This is a genomic window from Paenibacillus sp. Y280, from assembly GCF_056786335.1.
The window spans coordinates 31,526-51,430 of record NZ_JBXCIW010000019.1 but is presented as its reverse complement, the minus strand read 5'-3'; the positions used below and the strand labels follow the sequence as shown (position 1 = coordinate 51,430).

At 49.8% G+C, this 19,905-nt stretch carries 20 protein-coding genes and 1 pseudogene; 9 read left to right on the top strand and 12 right to left on the bottom strand.

The genetic code is table 11. The features are described 5' to 3' along the window. The first annotated feature begins 70 nt into the window (after window positions 1-70). Window positions 71-1,756, top strand: coding sequence for a glycerol-3-phosphate dehydrogenase/oxidase (locus tag AC1TPC_RS20830; protein WP_482068718.1), 1,686 nt, complete (start codon window positions 71-73; stop codon window positions 1,754-1,756). 134 nt (window positions 1,757-1,890) lie between these two features. Here the strand turns inward: AC1TPC_RS20830 and AC1TPC_RS20825 are convergent, their stop codons facing one another. Beyond that, window positions 1,891-2,529: a hypothetical protein gene (locus tag AC1TPC_RS20825; RefSeq protein ID WP_482068717.1), complete on the bottom strand. Its 639-nt coding sequence runs from the start codon at window positions 2,527-2,529 to the stop codon at window positions 1,891-1,893. Window positions 2,530-2,798: 269 nt separating this feature from the next. Here AC1TPC_RS20825 and AC1TPC_RS20820 point away from each other — a divergent pair, with 269 nt between their 5' ends. Next, window positions 2,799-3,929: a cation diffusion facilitator family transporter gene (locus tag AC1TPC_RS20820; protein ID WP_482068716.1), complete on the top strand. Its 1,131-nt coding sequence runs from the start codon at window positions 2,799-2,801 to the stop codon at window positions 3,927-3,929. A 78-nt stretch (window positions 3,930-4,007) separates the two neighbouring features. On the opposite strand, the gene AC1TPC_RS20815 is transcribed toward AC1TPC_RS20820, so the two are convergent. From AC1TPC_RS20815 to AC1TPC_RS20805, 3 genes are all read right to left on the bottom strand, one after another. Next, window positions 4,008-5,129 (bottom strand): ABC transporter permease, encoded by a 1,122-nt coding sequence (locus AC1TPC_RS20815; protein WP_482068715.1) that lies wholly within the window; start codon window positions 5,127-5,129, stop codon window positions 4,008-4,010. Beyond that, complete coding sequence (locus tag AC1TPC_RS20810; protein ID WP_482068714.1) at window positions 5,130-6,059, bottom strand: ABC transporter ATP-binding protein; 930 nt, start codon at window positions 6,057-6,059, stop codon at window positions 5,130-5,132. Window positions 6,060-6,386: 327 nt separating this feature from the next. After that, on the bottom strand, window positions 6,387-7,604 hold the full coding sequence (locus AC1TPC_RS20805) for an acyltransferase (protein WP_482068713.1): 1,218 nt from the start codon (window positions 7,602-7,604) through the stop codon (window positions 6,387-6,389). A gap of 235 nt (window positions 7,605-7,839) precedes the next feature. Here AC1TPC_RS20805 and AC1TPC_RS20800 point away from each other — a divergent pair, with 235 nt between their 5' ends. Further along, entirely contained in the window at window positions 7,840-8,784 is a 945-nt protein-coding gene (locus AC1TPC_RS20800; protein WP_482068712.1) for an EamA family transporter, read from the top strand. A gap of 158 nt (window positions 8,785-8,942) precedes the next feature. On the opposite strand, the gene AC1TPC_RS20795 is transcribed toward AC1TPC_RS20800, so the two are convergent. From AC1TPC_RS20795 to AC1TPC_RS20785, 3 genes are all read right to left on the bottom strand, one after another. Beyond that, complete coding sequence (locus AC1TPC_RS20795; RefSeq protein ID WP_482068711.1) at window positions 8,943-9,113, bottom strand: hypothetical protein; 171 nt, start codon at window positions 9,111-9,113, stop codon at window positions 8,943-8,945. Window positions 9,114-9,166: 53 nt separating this feature from the next. Then, entirely contained in the window at window positions 9,167-9,337 is a 171-nt protein-coding gene (locus tag AC1TPC_RS20790) for a hypothetical protein (protein ID WP_482068710.1), read from the bottom strand. A gap of 99 nt (window positions 9,338-9,436) precedes the next feature. Next, window positions 9,437-10,297 (bottom strand): helix-turn-helix domain-containing protein, encoded by an 861-nt coding sequence (locus AC1TPC_RS20785; RefSeq protein WP_482068709.1) that lies wholly within the window; start codon window positions 10,295-10,297, stop codon window positions 9,437-9,439. Between the two features lie 147 nt (window positions 10,298-10,444). Between AC1TPC_RS20785 and AC1TPC_RS20780 the strand changes: the two genes are divergently transcribed. The 4 genes and pseudogenes from AC1TPC_RS20780 to AC1TPC_RS20765 all read left to right on the top strand — a co-directional run. Beyond that, window positions 10,445-11,275: an amidohydrolase family protein gene (locus tag AC1TPC_RS20780; RefSeq protein WP_482068708.1), complete on the top strand. Its 831-nt coding sequence runs from the start codon at window positions 10,445-10,447 to the stop codon at window positions 11,273-11,275. Then, window positions 11,272-12,768, top strand: coding sequence for a tagaturonate reductase (locus AC1TPC_RS20775; RefSeq protein WP_482068707.1), 1,497 nt, complete (start codon window positions 11,272-11,274; stop codon window positions 12,766-12,768). Before AC1TPC_RS20780 ends, AC1TPC_RS20775 begins: the two co-directional genes overlap by 4 nt. Then, complete coding sequence (locus AC1TPC_RS20770) at window positions 12,761-14,260, top strand: UxaA family hydrolase (protein ID WP_482068706.1); 1,500 nt, start codon at window positions 12,761-12,763, stop codon at window positions 14,258-14,260. Before AC1TPC_RS20775 ends, AC1TPC_RS20770 begins: the two co-directional genes overlap by 8 nt. Before the next feature lie 113 nt (window positions 14,261-14,373). After that, window positions 14,374-14,706: pseudogene (locus tag AC1TPC_RS20765) on the top strand (aldo/keto reductase); the annotation flags it as partial. Window positions 14,707-14,803: 97 nt separating this feature from the next. Here the strand turns inward: AC1TPC_RS20765 and AC1TPC_RS20760 are convergent. Further along, the gene (locus AC1TPC_RS20760; protein ID WP_482068705.1) at window positions 14,804-15,232 is read right to left on the bottom strand and encodes a DMT family transporter; all 429 of its coding nucleotides are present in this window, start codon (window positions 15,230-15,232) and stop codon (window positions 14,804-14,806) included. 24 nt (window positions 15,233-15,256) lie between these two features. Next, entirely contained in the window at window positions 15,257-15,955 is a 699-nt protein-coding gene (locus AC1TPC_RS20755; protein WP_482068704.1) for a cyclic nucleotide-binding domain-containing protein, read from the bottom strand. A gap of 231 nt (window positions 15,956-16,186) precedes the next feature. On the opposite strand from AC1TPC_RS20755, the gene AC1TPC_RS20750 reads away from it, so the two are divergent. Then, on the top strand, window positions 16,187-16,651 hold the full coding sequence (locus AC1TPC_RS20750; RefSeq protein ID WP_482068703.1) for a divergent PAP2 family protein: 465 nt from the start codon (window positions 16,187-16,189) through the stop codon (window positions 16,649-16,651). Between the two features lie 191 nt (window positions 16,652-16,842). Next, on the top strand, window positions 16,843-17,637 hold the full coding sequence (locus tag AC1TPC_RS20745) for an alpha/beta hydrolase (protein ID WP_482068702.1): 795 nt from the start codon (window positions 16,843-16,845) through the stop codon (window positions 17,635-17,637). A 22-nt stretch (window positions 17,638-17,659) separates the two neighbouring features. Here the strand turns inward: AC1TPC_RS20745 and AC1TPC_RS20740 are convergent, their stop codons facing one another. The 3 genes from AC1TPC_RS20740 to nirD form a co-directional block, all read right to left on the bottom strand. Then, window positions 17,660-18,613, bottom strand: a complete 954-nt coding sequence (locus AC1TPC_RS20740; RefSeq protein ID WP_482068701.1) for a TRM11 family SAM-dependent methyltransferase — start codon at window positions 18,611-18,613, stop codon at window positions 17,660-17,662. 105 nt (window positions 18,614-18,718) lie between these two features. After that, a complete protein-coding gene (cobA, locus tag AC1TPC_RS20735) occupies window positions 18,719-19,495 on the bottom strand; it encodes a uroporphyrinogen-III C-methyltransferase (RefSeq protein ID WP_482068700.1) in 777 nt (258 codons plus the stop codon). 74 nt (window positions 19,496-19,569) lie between these two features. Further along, window positions 19,570-19,884 (bottom strand): nitrite reductase small subunit NirD, encoded by a 315-nt coding sequence (nirD, locus tag AC1TPC_RS20730; RefSeq protein ID WP_482068699.1) that lies wholly within the window; start codon window positions 19,882-19,884, stop codon window positions 19,570-19,572. Window positions 19,885-19,905 lie beyond the last annotated feature (21 nt).

The window sequence follows — 19,905 nt, the reverse complement described above, 5'->3', positions numbered from 1 at the left end:
ATTCTAAATCATGAGTAACCAAATGAATTTGGCAGAACATTAATGGGTAGAGAATCGGGAGGCAATCATAATGACAAATGATAAGGGCAAGGAAATTTTTGCAGCGCAAAATCGCGAGCAGGTGCTGGCAGAAATGCAGGCTTCACCGCATGATGTGCTGGTAATTGGCGGAGGAATTACGGGGGCAGGCATTGCGCTTGACGCTGCCGCTCGCGGGATGAAGGTAGCGCTGGTGGAGATGCAGGATTTTGCGGCGGGAACATCTAGCCGTTCGACGAAGCTTGTACACGGCGGCTTGCGCTATTTGAAGCAATTCGAGGTAGGCGTCGTAGCCGAGGTCGGCAAGGAACGAGCTATCGTATACGAGAATGGACCGCATGTGACAACGCCGGAATGGATGCTGCTCCCGCTCTACAAGGGAGGCACCTTCGGCAAATTCTCAACCTCGATTGGGCTGCGTGTCTATGACTTTTTGGCAGGAGTCAAAAGAAAAGAGCGGCGCATGATGCTTAGCGTGGCGGATACGCTGTCGAAGGAACCGCTATTGAAGCGCGATGGCTTGAAGGGCGGCGGCTATTATGTGGAATATCGGACGGATGATGCGCGGCTGACGATTGAAGTGATGAAGAAAGCGGTAGAAACCGGCGCTTTGTCAGTCAATTATGCGAAAGTGGAGACGCTTCGGTACGATAACGATGGTAAAATAACAGGCGCGCTCGTTAAAGATACCATTAGCGGCACAGATTATGAGATTAAAGCAACAAAAATCATCAATGCAACCGGACCTTGGGTCGATGATATACGGGAGATGGATGGCTCCAAAAAGGGGAAAACGCTTCGTCTGACGAAGGGCGTTCATCTCGTGTTCGACAAGAGTCGCTTTCCGCTTCGCCAAGCGGTGTACTTCGATACGCCGGATGGACGCATGGTATTCGCGATTCCTCGCGCCGGCAAGACTTATTTCGGTACAACCGATACCAATTATAAAGGCAACACCGTGAATCCGGTTATGACGCTGGAGGATCGGACCTATTTGCTGAAGGCCGTCAATTTTATGTTCCCCGAGCTGAAGCTTGTTGAAGCGGATGTCGAATCGAGCTGGGCAGGACTGCGCCCGCTTATCCAGCAGGAAGGAAAGTCGCCTTCGGAAATATCACGCAGAGACGAAATATTCGTATCGCAATCCGGCCTTATTTCGATTGCAGGGGGCAAGCTGACAGGCTATCGCAAGATGGCTGAAACGGTTGTCGATAAAGTAGTTGAGCTGCTAGGGCAAGAAGGGAGCGGCGTTAACTTTGCGAAAAGCGCAACAAAATCGATTCCGATGTCGGGCGGAGACCTTGGCGGATCGGCAGGCTTTGAGCCATTTTTACAGAAGAAAACGGCTGAAGGCGTTCATTTTGGCTTTACGAAGGAAGAGTCGGCCTATCTTGCGCAGCGTTATGGCTCCAATGTCGATCATTTGTTTGCGATGGCTCAAGGGGCGGCAGCATGGGCAGCTTCGCATGAGCTTCCGCTCGTGCTGGCGGTGCAACTGCGCTACTCATTAGAAGCCGAGATGACGGTGAAGCCGACGGACTTCTTTATCCGCCGAACAGGCGATTTGTTCTTCCGTATCGGCTACGTGCAGCAATGGAAATGGCATATCATAGCCGCAATGGCGGATCGTCTGCAGTGGAGCGACGAGCAGCGTGCTGCTTATACAGCGGAGCTGGAGGAGAAGCTGGTGGAGGCGGTTGAGCCGCTGAGAAGCTGATAGCTCGCATCTAAAAAAAACTAGAGAGCCAAGTGTGATTTGGCAATATGATTGAACGCAACCCTTTTCAAAAAATAGAGGTTTTTTCGAAAGAACGAGACTGCTGGTATTACGATACCGGCAGTCTCGTTCTTTTAATAAAGGCTATAATCAACCTCGTATCCATCGGGAGTTGATAGCTGGAAATAATAAGGCTGAGTATTGTCTAAGCCTTCTATAGTAAATATTTTCAGTCTCGAATGGACAGGTCTTCCAATCACTATAATTTGTTGATTTTTTATCTTTAAAGAGGTTATGTCTGTGTTCATGACGACAACTAATATTTTTTTTAATCGGTCATTGATAGGTGCAGCTTTTTCCATTTCCTTGACTATCCCGACATTATGGGTGAAATCATAAAGTACCGACGCATTCATGGGTGAAGTAAATATGCGATGCTTTGCATAATGGATTCGATTTGGCACATACGACCAACGACCAATACTGCTATGCCAATAAGGAAGATAAGACGGTCTTTCCCAAGATGGCATATCCAGAACAACGGTATACTTTAGATTATTACCATTATGAATGACCTTGCTGATTGATTCTATCGTTTTAGGTATTTCACTATGGCTGAAGGGTGGATTACGTAAAGAAGTTGGCTGGGAAGGCTCAAGTGCTTTTATTTGTTCTTCACAAGCAGGTAGTTGTTGTGCTGCGACGGATGGAACATTTACAGCTAACAAGAACGCAGTCAGTAAAGTTAAGGGGATTTTTTTTCTGTTCCTCATAAACGCCTCCTTTTCAATATCGCTTTTTTGACGTTAATTTGTGTTGCTAACGGATTTCTTATTCCAAAGTTATAAGTGTCAAAACGCATCATCATTCGCTTTGGTTGTTGCAATTGAAGCTAATCATACATATAATATACATATGAGCATGTATTCATATGTTGTGGATTGTTTCTATAAAATGATTGAATAAAATGATTCGATCAGAGCTAAATGGAATAATGAGGTATGAAGCAGACGAATAGAGTTTGAATCGGAGGTTGCGTTAGATGAGCAAAGCAAATGATGAGCATAAACAAAGCTTACGGATAGCAGCAGATGGAAGGGATAAACAGCAGGATGAGCATGGACATTCTGATGGGAAGAGCGAGCATACGCATGACCATAGTGGTCTTGATCATAAGCATGACCTTAACGGACATGATCATAAGTATGACAACGTTAACAAGAAGCGCACAAATGGCAATCATATCGATCATTCGCACGGACATCACCATGGTCACTCGCATGGACATCACGGTCATTCACATGCCCCTAATAATAAGGCTGGTCTGCTGATTGCGCTTGTCATCACAGCTGGAATTATGATATTGGAGTTTGTCGGGGGCTTAGTGACGAACTCTTTGGCGCTGCTGTCCGATTCCGGTCATATGCTGAGCGACGCCGCTGCGCTGGCACTGAGCCTGCTGGCGATGTGGTTTGCGGTGCGACCGAAGTCGACCAAACGTACGTATGGTTTTCATCGCTTTGAAATATTAGCCGCTTTGCTGAATGGCGTCACGTTGTTTGTCATCGCGGCTTTTATTATCGCGGAGGCGATCAAACGGTTCGGTGAGCCGCCAACTGTGGCGAGTGGTTCGATGATGATTATCGCAGGCATTGGTTTGCTGGCTAATATGGCGAGTGCGTGGTTTCTTATGCGCAAAGGCGACGTTAAGGACAATTTAAATGTACGCAGCGCTTATCTCCATGTTCTTGGAGATGCACTTGGCTCCGTTGGTGCAATCATTGCCGGTATTCTCATGTCCTTGTTCTCGTGGTATATAGCGGACCCGATCATAAGCGTAATCGTTGCGGTTCTTATTTTGAAAAGCGCATGGGGAATTATTAAATCTACCGTTCATATTTTAATGGAGGGTACGCCGGCTAATGTGGACGCAAGGCAGATCGAGGAGACGCTGCTTCGCATCGGTGGGGTAAAAGATGTGCATGATCTTCATATTTGGACGATTACGTCTGGGCTGGACGCCTTAAGCTGCCATCTAATCGTCGAAGACAGCGTGGACTGCCAGAAGGTTTTGCAGGAAGCGATTCAGCAAATTGCAGATGATTTTCAGATCGAGCATACGACGATTCAGATCGAAAAATCGGAGCTGAAGCATTCGGTTTTAAAGGTGTAGGGACTGTATTGAAGAATAAACAGAAAAGCAGGTCGCGATGCTTTGTTGAAGCATTGTGACCTGCTATTTTGTGCGCGTTTAACGGGTTGCGGCAATTGATTTGGCTTTGTATACCTGCGAGCCGACCAAGAAGGAAACGACGCCCCACAGCACCATAATGCCGATTCCGATCCAGAAGGAGCTGGATGCTACGCCTGATGCGTAAATGAGGCCGTCCCGCATGCCATCGACGAAGTAGGTGAGCGGAAGCATTTGCGTGACCGGCTGCAGCCAAGTCGGCAAAGTTTCGAGCGGGAAGAAAACGCCGCTTAGGAACATCATAAGCATGCTCGCGATGTTCGCCATCCCCATGTAAGCCTCCATCGATTTGCTGAACGAGGAGAACAAATACCCCATCGCATTAAATACCAATCCGCCTGCAAAAAAGGCAATGACCAAGCTGAACACGTTAATATGAAGATTTGCGCCAAATCCGAATACGCCAATCAACGATAAAATAACGATTTGGATGACGCCGAGCATGAGCCGCACGACCATGCCGGCTAAGCCGTAGAGTCCCATTTTGGCAGGAGTCATGCGAAGCCGCTTCATCAAGCCTTTCCTGCGCATCTCGACGAGCTCGACCATGCCGAACAATCCGCCTTGGGCAACGGATAATCCGATCATGCCGGTGAGCAGGAAGTCCGCATAATTCAAATCGTCTGCGCCAGAGGAGACCGAGCTTTTGGTTAAGCTGAACGTAGGTGTTTCTCCGGCAACCGTCCAGTTCGCTTGCTGGATAAATTGATCTAATATGCCGGCTATTGCTTGAGTAGTAGCGCCTTGTTCATCAGCCTTGTTCACAACAAGCTGCATCGTGGTGGAGCCTTCTGATTCAGGCAAAATAATAAGGGCGTCGATATCTTGCTTTTCAACCAGCTCATTGCCGGCTTCTTTCGTAACGGGCTGCTCTTCTTTGAACTCGAGCACAGGAATTTGCCGCAGCTGCTCAAGCAGCATGCTTGAGGTTGCATTTGGCTGGGGATCAACAACAGCGATTTTAGCTTTAAAGCTATCGCCAGAGCCGCCTCCGAAAATAATCATAAATAACACCATTAAGATAACGGGAAAAAAGATGTTCCAAAACCATACTTGTTTCTCGCGAAACATCATTTTGATTTGCGCGGTGAACATTTTGGAAAATTGCTTGGCGTTGTTCATTTAATCCCTCCATTCCTTGCCGGTGAAGGCGATGAATACATCTTCAAGGCTCATTTCGCGAATCGAAATTTGCTCGACCCGGAAACCGCGGTCTTTCGTAAAGCCGAACAGTTCATAAAGTGTTTCTTCCGGCTGCGTCGTCCATAGCTGGAGCGAAGCGCCTTCACGGCTTGTTCTGACAACAGTAGGTTGGAGGAGAGCTACCTTCTCCGTTTCGATTGCTGCTTCGGCGCCGTCAAGAAAGGTGAGACGGACCTCGCGTTCCTTCGTAAGCCGATCGATGAGAGCAGCTGGTGTGTCGAGCGTGACGATCTTCCCTTGATCGACGATGCAGACGCGGTCGCTCAGCTTCTCGGCCTCCTCCATGTAATGCGTCGTAAGGATTGTCGTTTTGCCGAGTTCCTTCAGCTTAAGAATGATATCCCATATGTTGCGTCTAGCCTGCGGATCAAGTCCGGTCGTCGGCTCGTCAAGGAAAATGATCGTCGGATCATTTATCATTGCAAGTCCGATCGCTAGCCGCTGCTTTTGGCCGCCGGACAGCTTTTTGACATGCTTATCACGTTGATCCGTGAGGCTGATCATCTCGAGCACCTCAGCCGCTGGTCGGGATTTCGGATAAAAGGTCGCGAACAAATCCAAATTTTCTTCTACCGTCAACAGGTCGAACAAAGCGCTGGACTGCGGCTGCACGCCGATGGACACTTTGATTTGCTCACTATTTTTGGACCAATTTAAAGCACCGAACTCAATTTGGCCCGCGTCAGGCGATTGCAGTCCTTCAATCATTTCGAGCGTAGTCGTTTTTCCGGCGCCGTTAGGGCCAATAATGGTGAACACTTCGCCAGCTTCCACCGTGAAGCTGATGTCTTTAACTGCGCTGACTGAGCCGTAAGCCTTTTTCAAATTGCGGACTTCTAAAACGGGCATTATGTAACCTCCTCAAAGTTTGGTGAAGCAAGCTAGCTTTGGAAGCGAAGGCTTAAGAAGTGAAGTTGGAAGCATGGTCTCCGGTTTCTTTTATCTGCTACCGTCATTTTAACCGTATCCATTTTATGTGAGTACCGCCTTGAGCATGCTTTTAATCTCGGTCTGTAGGCGGAGAGTGGAATTGTTGCTGCACATGAGCATCTGTAGGAGCGCAAACCGAAGCGCAAACAGAAGCAGTAAGGGCGAATATGGGCAATATTGCCGCTGAGGCGCATTTGAGGGCAGATAGAGGGGGAGCGGGCAAAAAAAAAGAAGAGCCATCCGCGCTTAATCAAGCGGTCGGACGGCTTTTCTTTTGATTAAGTGCTGAATACTTGGCTGACTTGGCGCTGCGGGCTGCTGCTTCTTTGAAGGAAGCGGACCGAACAGCAGCCAATGCCACTTGTATGGCGCGCATAGCGATACGATCACCCAAGGAACAAGCAGAGCAAGCACGAACCCTCCTGCCGCCCAGATGTGATACAGCAGCGGATAGGCGCTTAGGTTTATTTTGCGGTATAGAAACAAGATGACAGGATGGACCAAATAGATGCCAAAGGAGGTCGCTCCAATATGAAGAAGCGCTCTGACCACCCATTTGCTCCATGTGGTATGGATCCAAAAGGAAAGTTGAAGCAGTACAATGCCCGCTGTCACGCAGCGCAGCTCGTCCACCAGATCTAATAGATCCGTATTGATTACCGATATTTTATATACCCAGTTCTCGTAATAAAAATAAACCATAACCATGCTCGACGATAAGAATAATACCCATAGCACAATTGTCGCGATTATTTTTTGTGGCGTGGCGTTTTGTCGTGTGAGGTTGATCCATTCAGCAAGCTTCACGTAATAAATGCCGATAAACGCGCCAGCCGTAAAATAAAACATGTAGGTAAACGAATAGCTGCCTGGAGTTGTAATATGAAGCAGCGTGATGATTTTAAATATAAATAGCCATTGCACCAGCAGTCCTATCCAGGCGATATGCTTGCCAAGCGATGGAAATCGTTTGAGGGCATACAGCATGAGCGGAGCAAGCGCATAAAATTGAATAATAATAACGACAAAATATAGATGCGTGTAAGTTTTGCCGATGACAAGCAGCTTGAGAAATTTAAACGTCGTAAAGTAGCTGATAAACGTCTGGATGTCAGTAAAGCCAAACTGCACCAGCCTCGTAAAGCCAAAATACAAGAAGGAGAATAAGAGAAACGGAATCAATATTTTGGACATTCGTTTTTTGTAAAATTGTCCGATCGTTTTTGCGGTGAAGGGTTTGTCGCAGTTGTTGTAAAAAAGGACAAAGCCGCTTAGAAAAATGAAGACGGGAACTGCAAATTTGGTAAAGTTGTTTAAAAAAATGTAAAGCGGATAAAGCGTAGCTTGGTGATCGTAGCCTGCTACAATCGAAGATGTTGCGTGAATCATGAGGACCGCTAAAATACCGAAGGCTCGAAAGATGTCCAACTGGGGCAAATACGGTCTGTTTGCAGCGTGTTCCATTAAAATCCCCTTGTTTTTTATAGGATGCTAGAGCAGTAATGAAGACGATGAAACCGCCACTATCGATATTATAAGGTCAGTCCTAATTTCAGCCAATACTTTTATTTTTTAAGTCTCACCGCATTCGAAGCAGTCCTTATTCAGTACAGACAAAATGGATTCAGCTTGATATGATAGACTCTGTTATGTTTACCGTCCTCATAGGATGGATCTTGGAAAGGGGCTTCTTGCTCTCATGTGGCTTACTTATTCGGTAATCGCTGCCCTAATCTTTGGCGTGCGAGGCATTCTGTATCATTGGACGAGTCAAAGGCCGCTCAACCGTAATTTACTGCTCTGCGGAACATTTAGCATGGGTGCAATTATAAACGGCATTTGCGCGCTCGTATTTTCGTCGGATTGGACGATGGCAACGCTAATCGGGATCCAAATGGGATTGTTCTCCTTTGGCGGCAATGCGAGCATGTTTAAAGGCTTTGCGGTAGGAAAGGCGTCGCTCGTCGCGATTTTAACGGCGCTGCCGTCGGTTGTTGTGGTCATCGTTGCTTTTGGATTGTGGAACGAGAAGCTTCATGCTATGCAGCTTATTGGGTTTGTCGTTATTATAAGCGGCGTGCTGCTGGTTCGTATGTCTAATGACATCTCGCTGCGGAATTTGCAAGGAGCGCAGTGGGGCATGCTGGCGATGCTGTTGTTTGCGGCAAATGATTTGTCAGGCAAATGGTCGACGATGATGGAGGCGGATTTGTTTCCAACGATGTTTTTTGTGTTTATGACGGGAACGGTCTGCTTTGGCTTATGGTGGCTGCGGGATTTGCAGAACGAGCGGGGCAAGCGAGCGCTTGCTCTTCAAAGCGTAAGTCCGGCAGGCGGTGGGGTGCGCGTGTCGCAGCATGCTTCCAGCAGTATCGCAGACAACCATCCGATTGCATGGAGCGTCAAGCGTACTTATCTTGTCGGACTCGCCATCGGGATATCCAATGGGGTTGGCATGATGCTTATTGTAACGGCATTCTCCCTTGGCAAAGCCGGGCTCGTATCCGCGGTTGCTGCCCTTAATGTATTGATTGTCCTTCTTTATACGCGCTTCTTCGTTAAGGAAAAGTTCAAACGAATTGAGGTTATGGGCATTACACTTGCGTTCGCGGGTATCCTGCTTTTGCGATTGTTTGGGACATAGCGATTAACATGTAGAAAAAGCTTTGTAGCGGAGGTTGGTCAATTGGCGAGTTTAAAGCGAAGAGGCCAGCACGTATGAACATCAATAAGGGCAGCTCCAACTGGTTGAAAAAACCTCATTGGGCTGCCCTTATTTTTTCATATAGCTGCCGCCTTATTTCATGACTGCTGGCCGGGACGAATGCGGACGACGCCGATATCTGTTGCGTTGATGGCAAATGCATTGCCGCCCTGGTTGATGGATGCATTAGCGCCTTGCTTTACGTTAACGAAGGTTTTGCCGGTGTCTTTTTTTACCCAGTTGCCTTGTTTAGAAAATTTACGAGTCATTTCCTCACCCCCCTTCAAGCGTCTTTAGGAGCGCTGCCAAAATGAAGAGAGGGCTAGTATTTCCTGCTTTTTTTGCTTTTCTTAAAAATTTGTACAGTTGCCGCATTGCTGGCAAGCACATTGCCATGCTCAGCACTCGCTTCGGAAGATTGGTAGATATTAATGATCAAATATTTGTTTTTTCCTACTTGATACTTTATCGTTTTCACGCTTGAACGAACCATCTGTGAACCCTCCCCTGCCAGCCAGTTTGACTTTGCAAGTTAGTATATGAGAGGAATAGACAGGCTGTATCCGCGAATGATAACCGTCAAATCTATCAATTACTCATTCCTTTTGTAATGCGAGGGTGTCATGCCCGTTAGTTTCTTGAACATACGGTGAAAATGCGGAAGACTCTCGAAGCCGCATTGCTCAGCGATGCCAGCGATATTGGCATCGCTCTCCATAAGCAGCTCCTTGGCGCGAATAATCCGTTTGGTCGTCACGTATTCCGTCACGTTCATGCCCGTCAGCTTCTTAAAGACGCGCGAGAAGTGGGCAGGGGTAACGGAGGCGCGCTTCGCCAGCTGCGACAAGCCGAGGGGACTGCCCGGATGCTCATCGATATAGGTTAAAGTAGCGGTCATCCAGCCCGGTGCTGATGATGATATCGGTTGCCCTTCCTCAGAAGGGTTAAGGGTACGTCCGAGCAGCAGCAGCAGCAGCTGCAGATGAAGCAGAACGGCCTGGCGGTAGCCCGGCAGCTTATCTGACTCCTCGTCATGTATGCGATCGATGAAACCGATAATTTGCTGCTTATCGGCAACAAGCACTGCCGGCAGCTTATAGGCTTTGCGGCGCTTGGCCTGCTCGAAGCAGCGCAAATAGGAGAAGGCGTCGCCAAGCGGCGGGCTGTGAACGAGCGAAGCGTTAAAGAACAGTGCGGTTGAGGTCTTAGGATCTTCAGAATCGGGAAAGGAACGGTGGATGGTGTTGCCGGGAATGAAAAAGATATCGCCGGGGGCGGCGTCATAGAAAGTTTGGTCGATAAAAAAGGTGCCTCTGCCGCTATAAATGTAGACCAGCTCATACCAATCGTGGAAATGGTCGGGCAGCTCGTTTTGCGCGCTTTTGGTATCCCGATAGACGCATTCGAATGGAAAAGGGGTATTGGCATCGAACCTTTTGCGATACGGATTCATCGCTTCACCTCATTCGAGTAGTTTGTCAGCCTGATTGTAGCAAATATCAAAATAGAGTACAAATATGCGAGTATTGATTATTTCAGAGATCAATATTGTTTTTTATAATAAAGAGGAACCTAATCGGCTGGAAAAGAGGCGGAAGCGATGAGATTGGATGCGCATCAGCATTATTGGAGCATTGAGCGAGGGGATTACGGCTGGATTACACCGGAAATTCCGGTGCTGTACCGAGATTTTTTGCCGAAGCATTTAGAGCCTCTTTTACATAAACATAAGCTGGACGGATCCATTGTTGTTCAGGCGGCGGCGACGCTTGCGGAAACCGACTATTTGCTCGCATTAAGCGCCTCTTCCGATACGATAGCAGGTGTAGTGGCTTGGCTGGATCTTGCTGACCCTGATTACCGCACTCATTATGAGCGCTTTGCGCAGCATCCGAAGTTTGTTGGCTTCCGCGTCATGATCCAAGAGATGGCTGATGCAAACGCGATTCTTGCGCCCAGCTTTGTGGAAGCGCTCACTTTTTTTGCGGAGAAGGGTGTGCCCGTTGATTTGCTCGTCGTATCGCCTCAGCTCGAGCCATTGATCAAGCTGCTGGATAAGGTGCCCGGCCTTCATGCGGTTATTGACCATATCGCGAAGCCGCGTATTAAGGACATGTTGCTTGAGCCTTGGAAAAGCCAAATGAGCCAAATCGCCGCCCATCCTCAAATTTACTGCAAGCTATCGGGCATGGTGACCGAGGGGGGCCACGATAGCTGGAAGCCATCTGATTTCAAGCCCTATATCGAGCATGTGCTCGGGGCATTCGGGGCAGACCGAGTGATGTTCGGCAGCGATTGGCCGGTCTGCCTGCTGGCAGCAAGCTATGATGATGTTGTGGCTGTGCTTGAAGAGGCTCTGCCGGAGACGTGGACGGATTCGGAGCGGGAGCGGCTGTTCGGACTAAATGCAAAGGAGTTTTATCACCTATGACAACGTTAAACCATAGCAAGTTGAATGAGGAACAGACGCGATTATACGAGGCAGCGAAGCAAGCGAAGGTGACGGTGCTGCAGATTGGCGAAGGCAATTTTTTGCGCGGCTTCTTTGACTGGATGCTGCATGAATGCCGGAAGAAAGGCTTGTATGAGGGCAGTATCGCGGTCACGCAGCCGCGTCCTGGCGGCAAGCCGAAGATCGACGCGCTCGCTGGGCAGGATGGATTATATACGCTCGTTATTCGAGGCTTGGAAGATGGGGAGCGCGTGGAGCGGACGGAAGTGATTTCGGTGTTCAACAGTGTATTTGACCCTTATTCGGACTGGGAGGCTTATCTCGCTTTAGCTGAAAATGCTGACCTGCAGGTCGTCGTATCCAATACGACGGAAGCGGGGCTTGCCTACCGGCCGGAGGAGCAGGCAGAAGGGCAGCCGATTCAGTCGTTTCCCGGCAAGCTGACGCAGCTGCTTTATCGCAGATTTAATCATTTTAACGGTGATCCTGAGCGCGGCTTGGTGTGCTTGCCCTGCGAGCTGCTGGAGCGCAACGGCGATGAGCTTCGCAGCTGTGTACTCCGCTATAGCGACGATTGGGGCTATTCCGAGGCATTTAAAGAATGGGTCATTAAGCATAATCGGTTTTTGAATTCGCTTGTCGATCGGATCGTTACGGGCTATCCGGATGAATCACAGGCAGAGGAATGGTTCAGCGAATGGGGTTATTCCGATTCGATGCTGAGCACGGCGGAGCCGTATCATCTGTGGGCGATCGAGGCGGAGCCGGAGCTTGAGAAGCTGCTGCCGCTGCGGGAGGCAGGCCTTAATGTGCACTGGGTTCCAGATTTGAAGCCGTTCCAGCTAAGAAAGGTAAGGATCTTAAACGGAGCGCATACGCTCATGACGCCGCTCGGGCTGCTGCATGATGTGGAGCAGGTGCGCGAGGCGATGGAGCATGCGGTGCTTGGGACGCTTGTGAGGACGACGGTAGAGACGGAAATTATTCCTTCGATTTCGGCTAACGAGTCAGAGCTTCGAGCTTACGCGGAGGATGTGTACGAGCGTTTCTTGAATCCGTTCATCCGTCACCGGCTTGCTGATATTGCGATGAATAGCTTAAGCAAATTCAAGGTGCGGCTGCTGCCTTCGCTGCTTCATTATGCGGATGACGGCAAGGCAGTACCGAGCGGGCTTGCGCAAGGCTTCGCCGGCTTGCTGCGTTATTACAAGGTGAAGCGGACTGAGGCGGGCTTCGAAGGGAAGACGTTAAGCGGCGCTGCTTATATAGTACGGGATGATGCTGGCATGCTGGAGACGATTGCGGCGGTATGGTCGGAAGCGGAGAAGCAGCGTTGGCCTCTTGAGCAGACAACGAGCAAGCTGCTTAGTCTTGCGGGCATTTGGGGACGTGATCTAGCTGTCGAATGGCCTGCGTTAGCTGCTGCTGTTCGTGCGAAAATAGCGGAAATGGAGGGAGTTGCGAGTGAATAGCTGGGTCAGATTGCATGAGGAGGACCATGTCATTATCGCGCTGCAGCCTTTTGCCAAAGGGGATCAACTGACGCTGGAAGCGGGGAATACGCTTACGCTGCAGGATGAGGTGCCGAAGGGACATAAGTTGCTTGCGTGTGCAGTCATGAAGGGCGAGCATGTGCTGAAGTTTGGCTATTCGATCGGGGTAGCAAAGGAAGATATCGAGCCGGGCAGCTGGGTGCATACGCATAATATGGGTACTGGCTTGAAGGGCTTTCTGGACTATTCCTACGAGCCTGCGAAGCTGGAGCCCAGCAAGGCATCGTCGATTGATGCGGGCCGCACCTTCCAAGGCTTCGTCCGCGAAAATAGCGACATCGGCATCCGCAACGAAATTTGGATTATCAATACGGTAGGCTGCATTAACAAGACCTGCGAGATCGTAGCTAGAAAAGCGCATGCGCTCTATGAGGGACGCGTGGATGGCGTATATCACTTTGCGCATCCGTTCGGCTGCTCGCAGCTTGGCGATGATCTTGTGCATACGCAGAAGCTGCTCGCCTCGCTCGTGAACCATCCGAATGCAGCTGGCGTGCTCGTCATCGGCCTCGGCTGCGAGAATAATCAGATCGATGCGTTCAAAAGGGCGATTGGCGATCATAGCCCGGAGCGGGTGAAGTTTCTGAAGTCGCAGGAGGCGGAGGACGAGATCGAGGATGCGCTTGCGCTCGTTGAAGAGCTGGTCTGTTACGCCGAACGGTTTAAGCGCGAGCCGGTTCCGGTGTCGAAGCTGAAGCTTGGGCTAAAATGCGGAGGCTCGGACGGCTTGTCCGGCATAACGGCCAATCCGCTCGTCGGCGCGGTGTCCGATCGCTTGATCGAGGCGGGCGGAACGGCGATTTTGACCGAGGTGCCGGAGATGTTCGGAGCGGAGACGATTCTGATGAACCGTGCTGCGGATGAGCAGGTTTTTGGCAAAATCGTTCATTTGATCAACGATTTCAAGCAATATTTTATAAAGCATGATCAAGAAATTTATGAGAACCCGTCTCCCGGCAACAAGGCCGGAGGCATTAGCACGCTGGAGGAGAAGTCGCTTGGCTGCACGCAAAAGGGCGGCCATGCGATCGTGCAGGACGTTGTGCCTTACGGGGAGCGCATTACGAGCAGCGGGCTTAATCTCTTGGAGGCGCCGGGCAATGATCTCGTTTCGGTAACGGCGCTGTCCGCGGCGGGCGCGCATATCGTGCTGTTCACGACGGGCAGAGGAACGCCGTTTGGCGGGCCGGTGCCGACGGTGAAGATTGCGACGAACAGCGAGCTCGCCGGGCGCAAGAAGAACTGGATCGACTTTAATGCAGGCCAGCTTCTTGAGGACAAAAGCATGGAGACGCTGACGGATGAGCTGTGGGAGCAGTTGATCAGCCTTGCTTCAGGCGAGACGCAGACCCATAATGAACGCAATGGCTTTAAGGAAATTGCGATCTTTAAGGACGGCGTTATTTTGTAGGAGCGTTAGGCGGCAAGCTTATGCATAGGTTTCGGCATGGATTCTCATTGGAGCGTTAGGCGGCAAGCTTCTGCGCAAGACAAGGCGTGGATTCACATAAGGAGTGTTGAGAGATGAAATATCGCAAGCTTGGAAAGACGGGCCTAGAGGTGTCGGCGCTCAGCTTCGGGGCATCGTCGCTTGGGTCTGTGTTTAGGGAGACCGATGATGCGGAAAGCGTGCGCACGGTGCATACGGCTGTGGACATGGGCATCAATCTGATCGACGTGTCGCCGTATTACGGCTTGACGAAGGCGGAGACGGTGCTGGGCAAGGCGATAGCGGAGCTTGCGAGAGATCGGTTTATTTTGACGACGAAGGCAGGCCGTTATGGCACGGATCAGTTCGACTTCTCGGAGAAGCGTATCATCAGCAGCGTAGAAGAGAGCTTGCAGCGATTGCAGACCTTGTCGATTACATTCATCGCCATTATCCGGCTAAGAAGTTCCATATGTTCGCTCCCGGCGAGCGGCTTATTTATATGAAATAAACAGTTTAGAGTTCTTATTTCAGCTTAAACACGACAACGCCGGCGATCATGATGCCAATTCCGATCAGCTTATTGGCTGATAAAGGCACCTTATCGACGCCGAACAGTCCGAGGCTGTCAATGATCAGTGAGACAAGCAGCTGCGTAGCAAGCAGAAGCGCAACCGAGTAAGCAGGACCAAGCGTCGAGATGCCCTTCATAACGGTAAACACAATCATAACGCCGAACGCGCCTCCGAGCCAGTATAGCTTGTTCACGGTATACAGCTTGGATAGGCCGCCGTCCTTGACCATTAGCAAAATGAGCAGCGACAGCAAAAACCCGGTGCCATGCACCCAAGTGTTTGTAAACCAGAAGCCTGCTTTATCGCTGAGCCTGGTGTTGAATACGCCTTGAAAGCTGACCAGAACGCCAGCAAGCAGCGAATAAATAATGCCCATCATGAATAATCCCTCCAACCGGATAAGTTAACGGTATAAATTGCCGCTGGCAAGCTCTCGAAGGCGAATCACGTTACGAATATAGATGGCGCCGCGCTTTCGCTCGATAATGCCGTCAGCGGCAAGCTTCGTGATGACGCGGTTTAAATGGCGGTAGCTGGTTCCGAGCAGCTCGGCAACCTCCGTCAGCTTCTCTGTCTTCATCTCTACAAGCGAGGGGGTAAGCGGATCTTCGGACATAATAGAAATAAGGTAGCTCGACAGGCGATTTTCTACCGGATACAGCAGGTTAAGACTTGATACATACGAAACCGTGTGCAGCTTGTGGCTGATTTGCTTGATGATGAAGGTTAGGAAGCGCGGGTCTTGAAATGCCGTTTCCCGCAGCGCCTCCGTCTTAATGGCAATAAAGTGGCTTATGCCGACCGATTCGACCATGCAGCGAACCGGAAGGCCGGTCATAAGCTCCATATCCCCAATGATCGCAAGCGGTTCATTGAAGCGCAGCAGTACGGACTTTCCGTTCGGAAGCGTCGTGTAAACCTTAATTTTCCCTTTTACTAATAGGAATAGCTGATCAAGCTGATCGCCTGGCGAGCAGATCGCTTCTCCATTCTCGTAAGCCAGAAGGTTCATCATCACAATGCTTGCCGCATCAAATATGATATCAAGCTGATTTTCGGCTACATATTGGGCAATGCTTTCTTTGTTATGAATCTTTTTCATGGTCCCTCCGTCAACTGTTGAGTAGAAAAGCAACTGCCAGTTATTATCCTCATTTATTATTTTAGAAACAGAACGTGAATATGAAAAGGACATATGTCCCATTCTCAAAGATAAGTTATCTTAAATTTTTCTATTCCGCTTCTTTTTGTACGCTGCCATTTCAAGGTCCACATGAATTTGCTGGCTGCAGGGCAAAATAAGGGGAGAGCGATGACTGGAGGATGATCTGCTGTGGCCAATAGAGGACTTGTAACGGCGATTGCCGCTGTAGGTGCAGCGCAACTGCTTAAGCTGCCATTGCATTATGCAAAGACCGGTAGATGGGAAATCCGAAAATTGATTGGATCGGGCGGTATGCCTAGCTCACATTCGAGCGGGGTATCGGCTTTAGCTGCATATACGGCAACCAAATGCGGCGTGAAGACGCCAGAGTTTGCGATATCGGCGATGCTTGGCATTATTGTTATGTATGACGCTATGAATATTCGCAGGCATGCAGGAGAAATTGCTATGCAAGTGAATGATTTGGATGTGGATGTCGAGAAGCTGGCTGGCAAGCATCCGGGAATTTATCATATGCGCCGGCGTAGGCGGCTCAAAGAAAGCTTAGGCCATCAACCACGCGAGGTTGCGGCAGGCTCTCTGCTCGGCCTTTTGTTTGGGTTCGTTGGCGCAATAACCGGGTCAAAAAGATGACAAAAGCAAAGTCGGGATTCAGATTGGATGAAGGTTTAGGCGTTCATGCGCTTAAGCCTTTTTTAGTTTGAAGGTCCATTGTTTGAAGCTCAATTCGATTTTTCGATTCGGATAGCCGGGTCGTTTTCGTTCTTATATAATGGTGAAAGATGGAATTTTATTTGAAACGATATAAGGGGGATTTTTTGCAAATGACGGAGCAATTATTATGGATGCATGGAGCACCGTATGCAGTAGGTAATGCGGACGAGGATTGTCCAGCTATCACCCCATATCTTGTGGAAGGCGACCATTCTCCCGCGATTATTATATGTCCTGGCGGCGGCTATCAGGGAAGAGCCCCTCATGAAGGGGAGCCTATCGCTCAGTGGCTGAATGGGCTGGGCATTTCTGCTTTCGTTTTGCGCTACAGGGTGGCCCCTTATCCGTATCCATGCGCGCTGCTGGATGTACAGAGGGCGATACGTACCATCAGATTCAAAGCGGATTTGTTCCGAATCAATCCGAACAAGATCGGAGTGCTTGGCTTCTCGGCGGGCGGACATTTGGCGTCGAATGCGGGGACAATCTATGACAAAGGAAATGAGAGTGCCGAAGATGTTATTGAACGAATGTCATGCCGTCCAGATCTGCTTGTTCTCTGCTATCCCGTTATAACGCTCACAGAGCCGTTCACGCATGAAGGCACAAGAGATAACTTGCTGGGCAAGGAAGCGGAGATAGGACAAGTTGAGCGGATTAGCAGCGAGCGAAATGTAACCGAGGATACGCCGCCGACTTTTTTATGGCATACGTCGAATGATGCAGCCGTTCCCGTCGAGAATAGCCTAATGTTCGCTACTGCTCTCAGCAAGCACAAAGTGCGCTTTGACCTTCACGTGTATGAGAAGGGGCAGCATGGGCTAGGCTTAGCTGAGGACGAGGAGCATACGAGAGGCTGGACGGCTGCATGTGCTTCATGGCTTGCATTGAATGGATTCAACTAACAGCTTGCGGTATTGCGATAGCTTACGAGCAAACGATGATTTGCCTAATGAAGCTGCCTTTTCTGGTGGTGCAGCGATCTGAGATGGTGAAGCCTGCGCCTGCGATAAGGTCGTCCATCGGATCAGCCGTAATAATAACGGCCTTGCTCGCGATGCGGCGAGCATTCTTCAGCAGCGAAAGCTGCGCCTCAGGCGTCGTGCTTGAGAAGTGGTTATAGGGCATATCTACAATCGCTGTATCATAGTGGCTGGTAATGTCGGCAATGTCGCCGCATACAACATCCGTTTTGAAATCGAAATGCGTTAAGTTTTCAAGCGTACCGCGAATGACAAAAGGATTGATGTCTCGGCCGACGATGTCAATGCCCATCGAGAGCGCTTCTACGAGCACCGTCCCAATGCCGCAGCAGGGGTCGATCGCTGTCTTTCCGATTGGAAGAGGGACAGCTATATTCGCCACCGCACGTGCTACCCGGGTGCTAAGCGCAATCGAATAGCTGCGCGGCTTCTTCATTTGCGTAAGCCAAACAGCTTTGCTCTTGATGTAGTTGCCGAAATACCAGCGCCCGCCCCAGTTCAATATGCCGAAGGTGTAATCGGGATTGTGCACATCGGCTTCCCCATCAATATAGATTCCAATTTCACGTTCGATGCTGCGCTTGTCGTCGAAATCTATTTTATCCTCTGATGCAAGATCGCTCATTTTGATAAAAATAACTTTAAACGTTGAATCGGCTAATTCGATTTGCTTCACTTGCTCCAATATATCCTCGAGTCGATCCGCTTCATAAAGCATCTCTAGCCGCTCTCTCATAAAGGGGCTTCGATCGGGATGAACGGCTATCTCACTCATCAAGAGCCCGGAATCCGATTGCTTGCCAAAAAAAGACCGCATCTCCAAGTGACATAGATCTGCTTCCTCCGGCCGGTAGCCATAAGTATAAATAAATAACGGCGCTTGCTTTTTCATTTCCAAATCGTAGTCGCATCCTTTACCATAACGTACTGAAACTTTCATTATACGTTAAATGGCTTGCAAATGCCTGCTGCTCAGAAATGGAGAAGGCTGTTTCACATCTATTCAGCCTATTTGGGCGACCGCTTGTTGCTCGGCAAGCAGAAGCTGTTCCCGTACTTTAACGACTTCCCCAATAATAATTAGCGCTGGATTGCTCAGTTTCATGGATATGGCAAGGGTATGAATATTAGCAAGAGTTCCTACGATTGTGCGCTGTCGCGTGGTCGTACCGCGTTCGATTAACGCAACGGGCGTTGAAGAGGCTTTGCCGTGCTTCAGCAGCTCCTCTCGAATAGCGGGCAGCTCGCTTACGCCCATATAGATCGCTAGCGTATCCACGCTATGCGCCAGCAAATCCCAGCGGATTGGGGACTTTACGCCGTGACAGCGGCTGCCGGTCACGCAAGCAAAGGAAGCGGCATATTCCCGGTGGGTCACGGGGATGCCCGCCGCTGCGGCAGCGCCGATTGCCGAGGTGATGCCTGGCACAATTTCGTACGGAATGCCTTGTGTGGCGAGCGCCAGCGCTTCTTCGGCTCCTCTTCCGAAGACAAGCGGGTCTCCCCCCTTCAGGCGGACGACGCTTTTGCCTTGGCGAGCATAATGGGCGAGCGCGTCATTAATTAGATGCTGGGGCATGGCATGCGAGCCAGGAGCTTTGCCGCAGTAAATCAGCTCAGCTTGAGAGCTGGCATAGCCAAGCAGCTCTTTGCTTATGAGCCGATCGTACAGGACGACGTCAGCCTGCTGAATGCGCCGCATCGCTTTAATCGTAATAAGCTCAGGATCGCCTGGACCTGCTCCGACAATATAGACCATTCCTGCCGTTATATTTCTCATAAGCTGCTCCTTCCGGCTCAATTTGCCGCTTCGTATTCCGTAGTTTTATGATTTTCTCTTGAGACAAGTCCGCCTTAGATCGTTACATAGATAGATCCGCTCTCTTGATCGATTTCGGTCTCGAAGGTCGTTACGCAGCCGTCGTCAGGCTCATGCACGCGGCCGCTGCGCAAATCCACCTTCCAATCATGGAGCGGGCAGTGTACGGCCGTGCCGCACACCATCCCTTCCGAAAGCAGTCCGCCCTTATGCGGGCATTTATTTTCAACGGCGAGCACGCTGCCGTCTGTTAGGCGGAATACGGCAATTTCGATGTCCTTTATTTGAATGCGGCGCGAGCCCTTTACATCAATGTCGCTGAGATTAGCGACGAGCAGCTTCGTTGTCATGTGAGTACTCCTCCTTAAAAG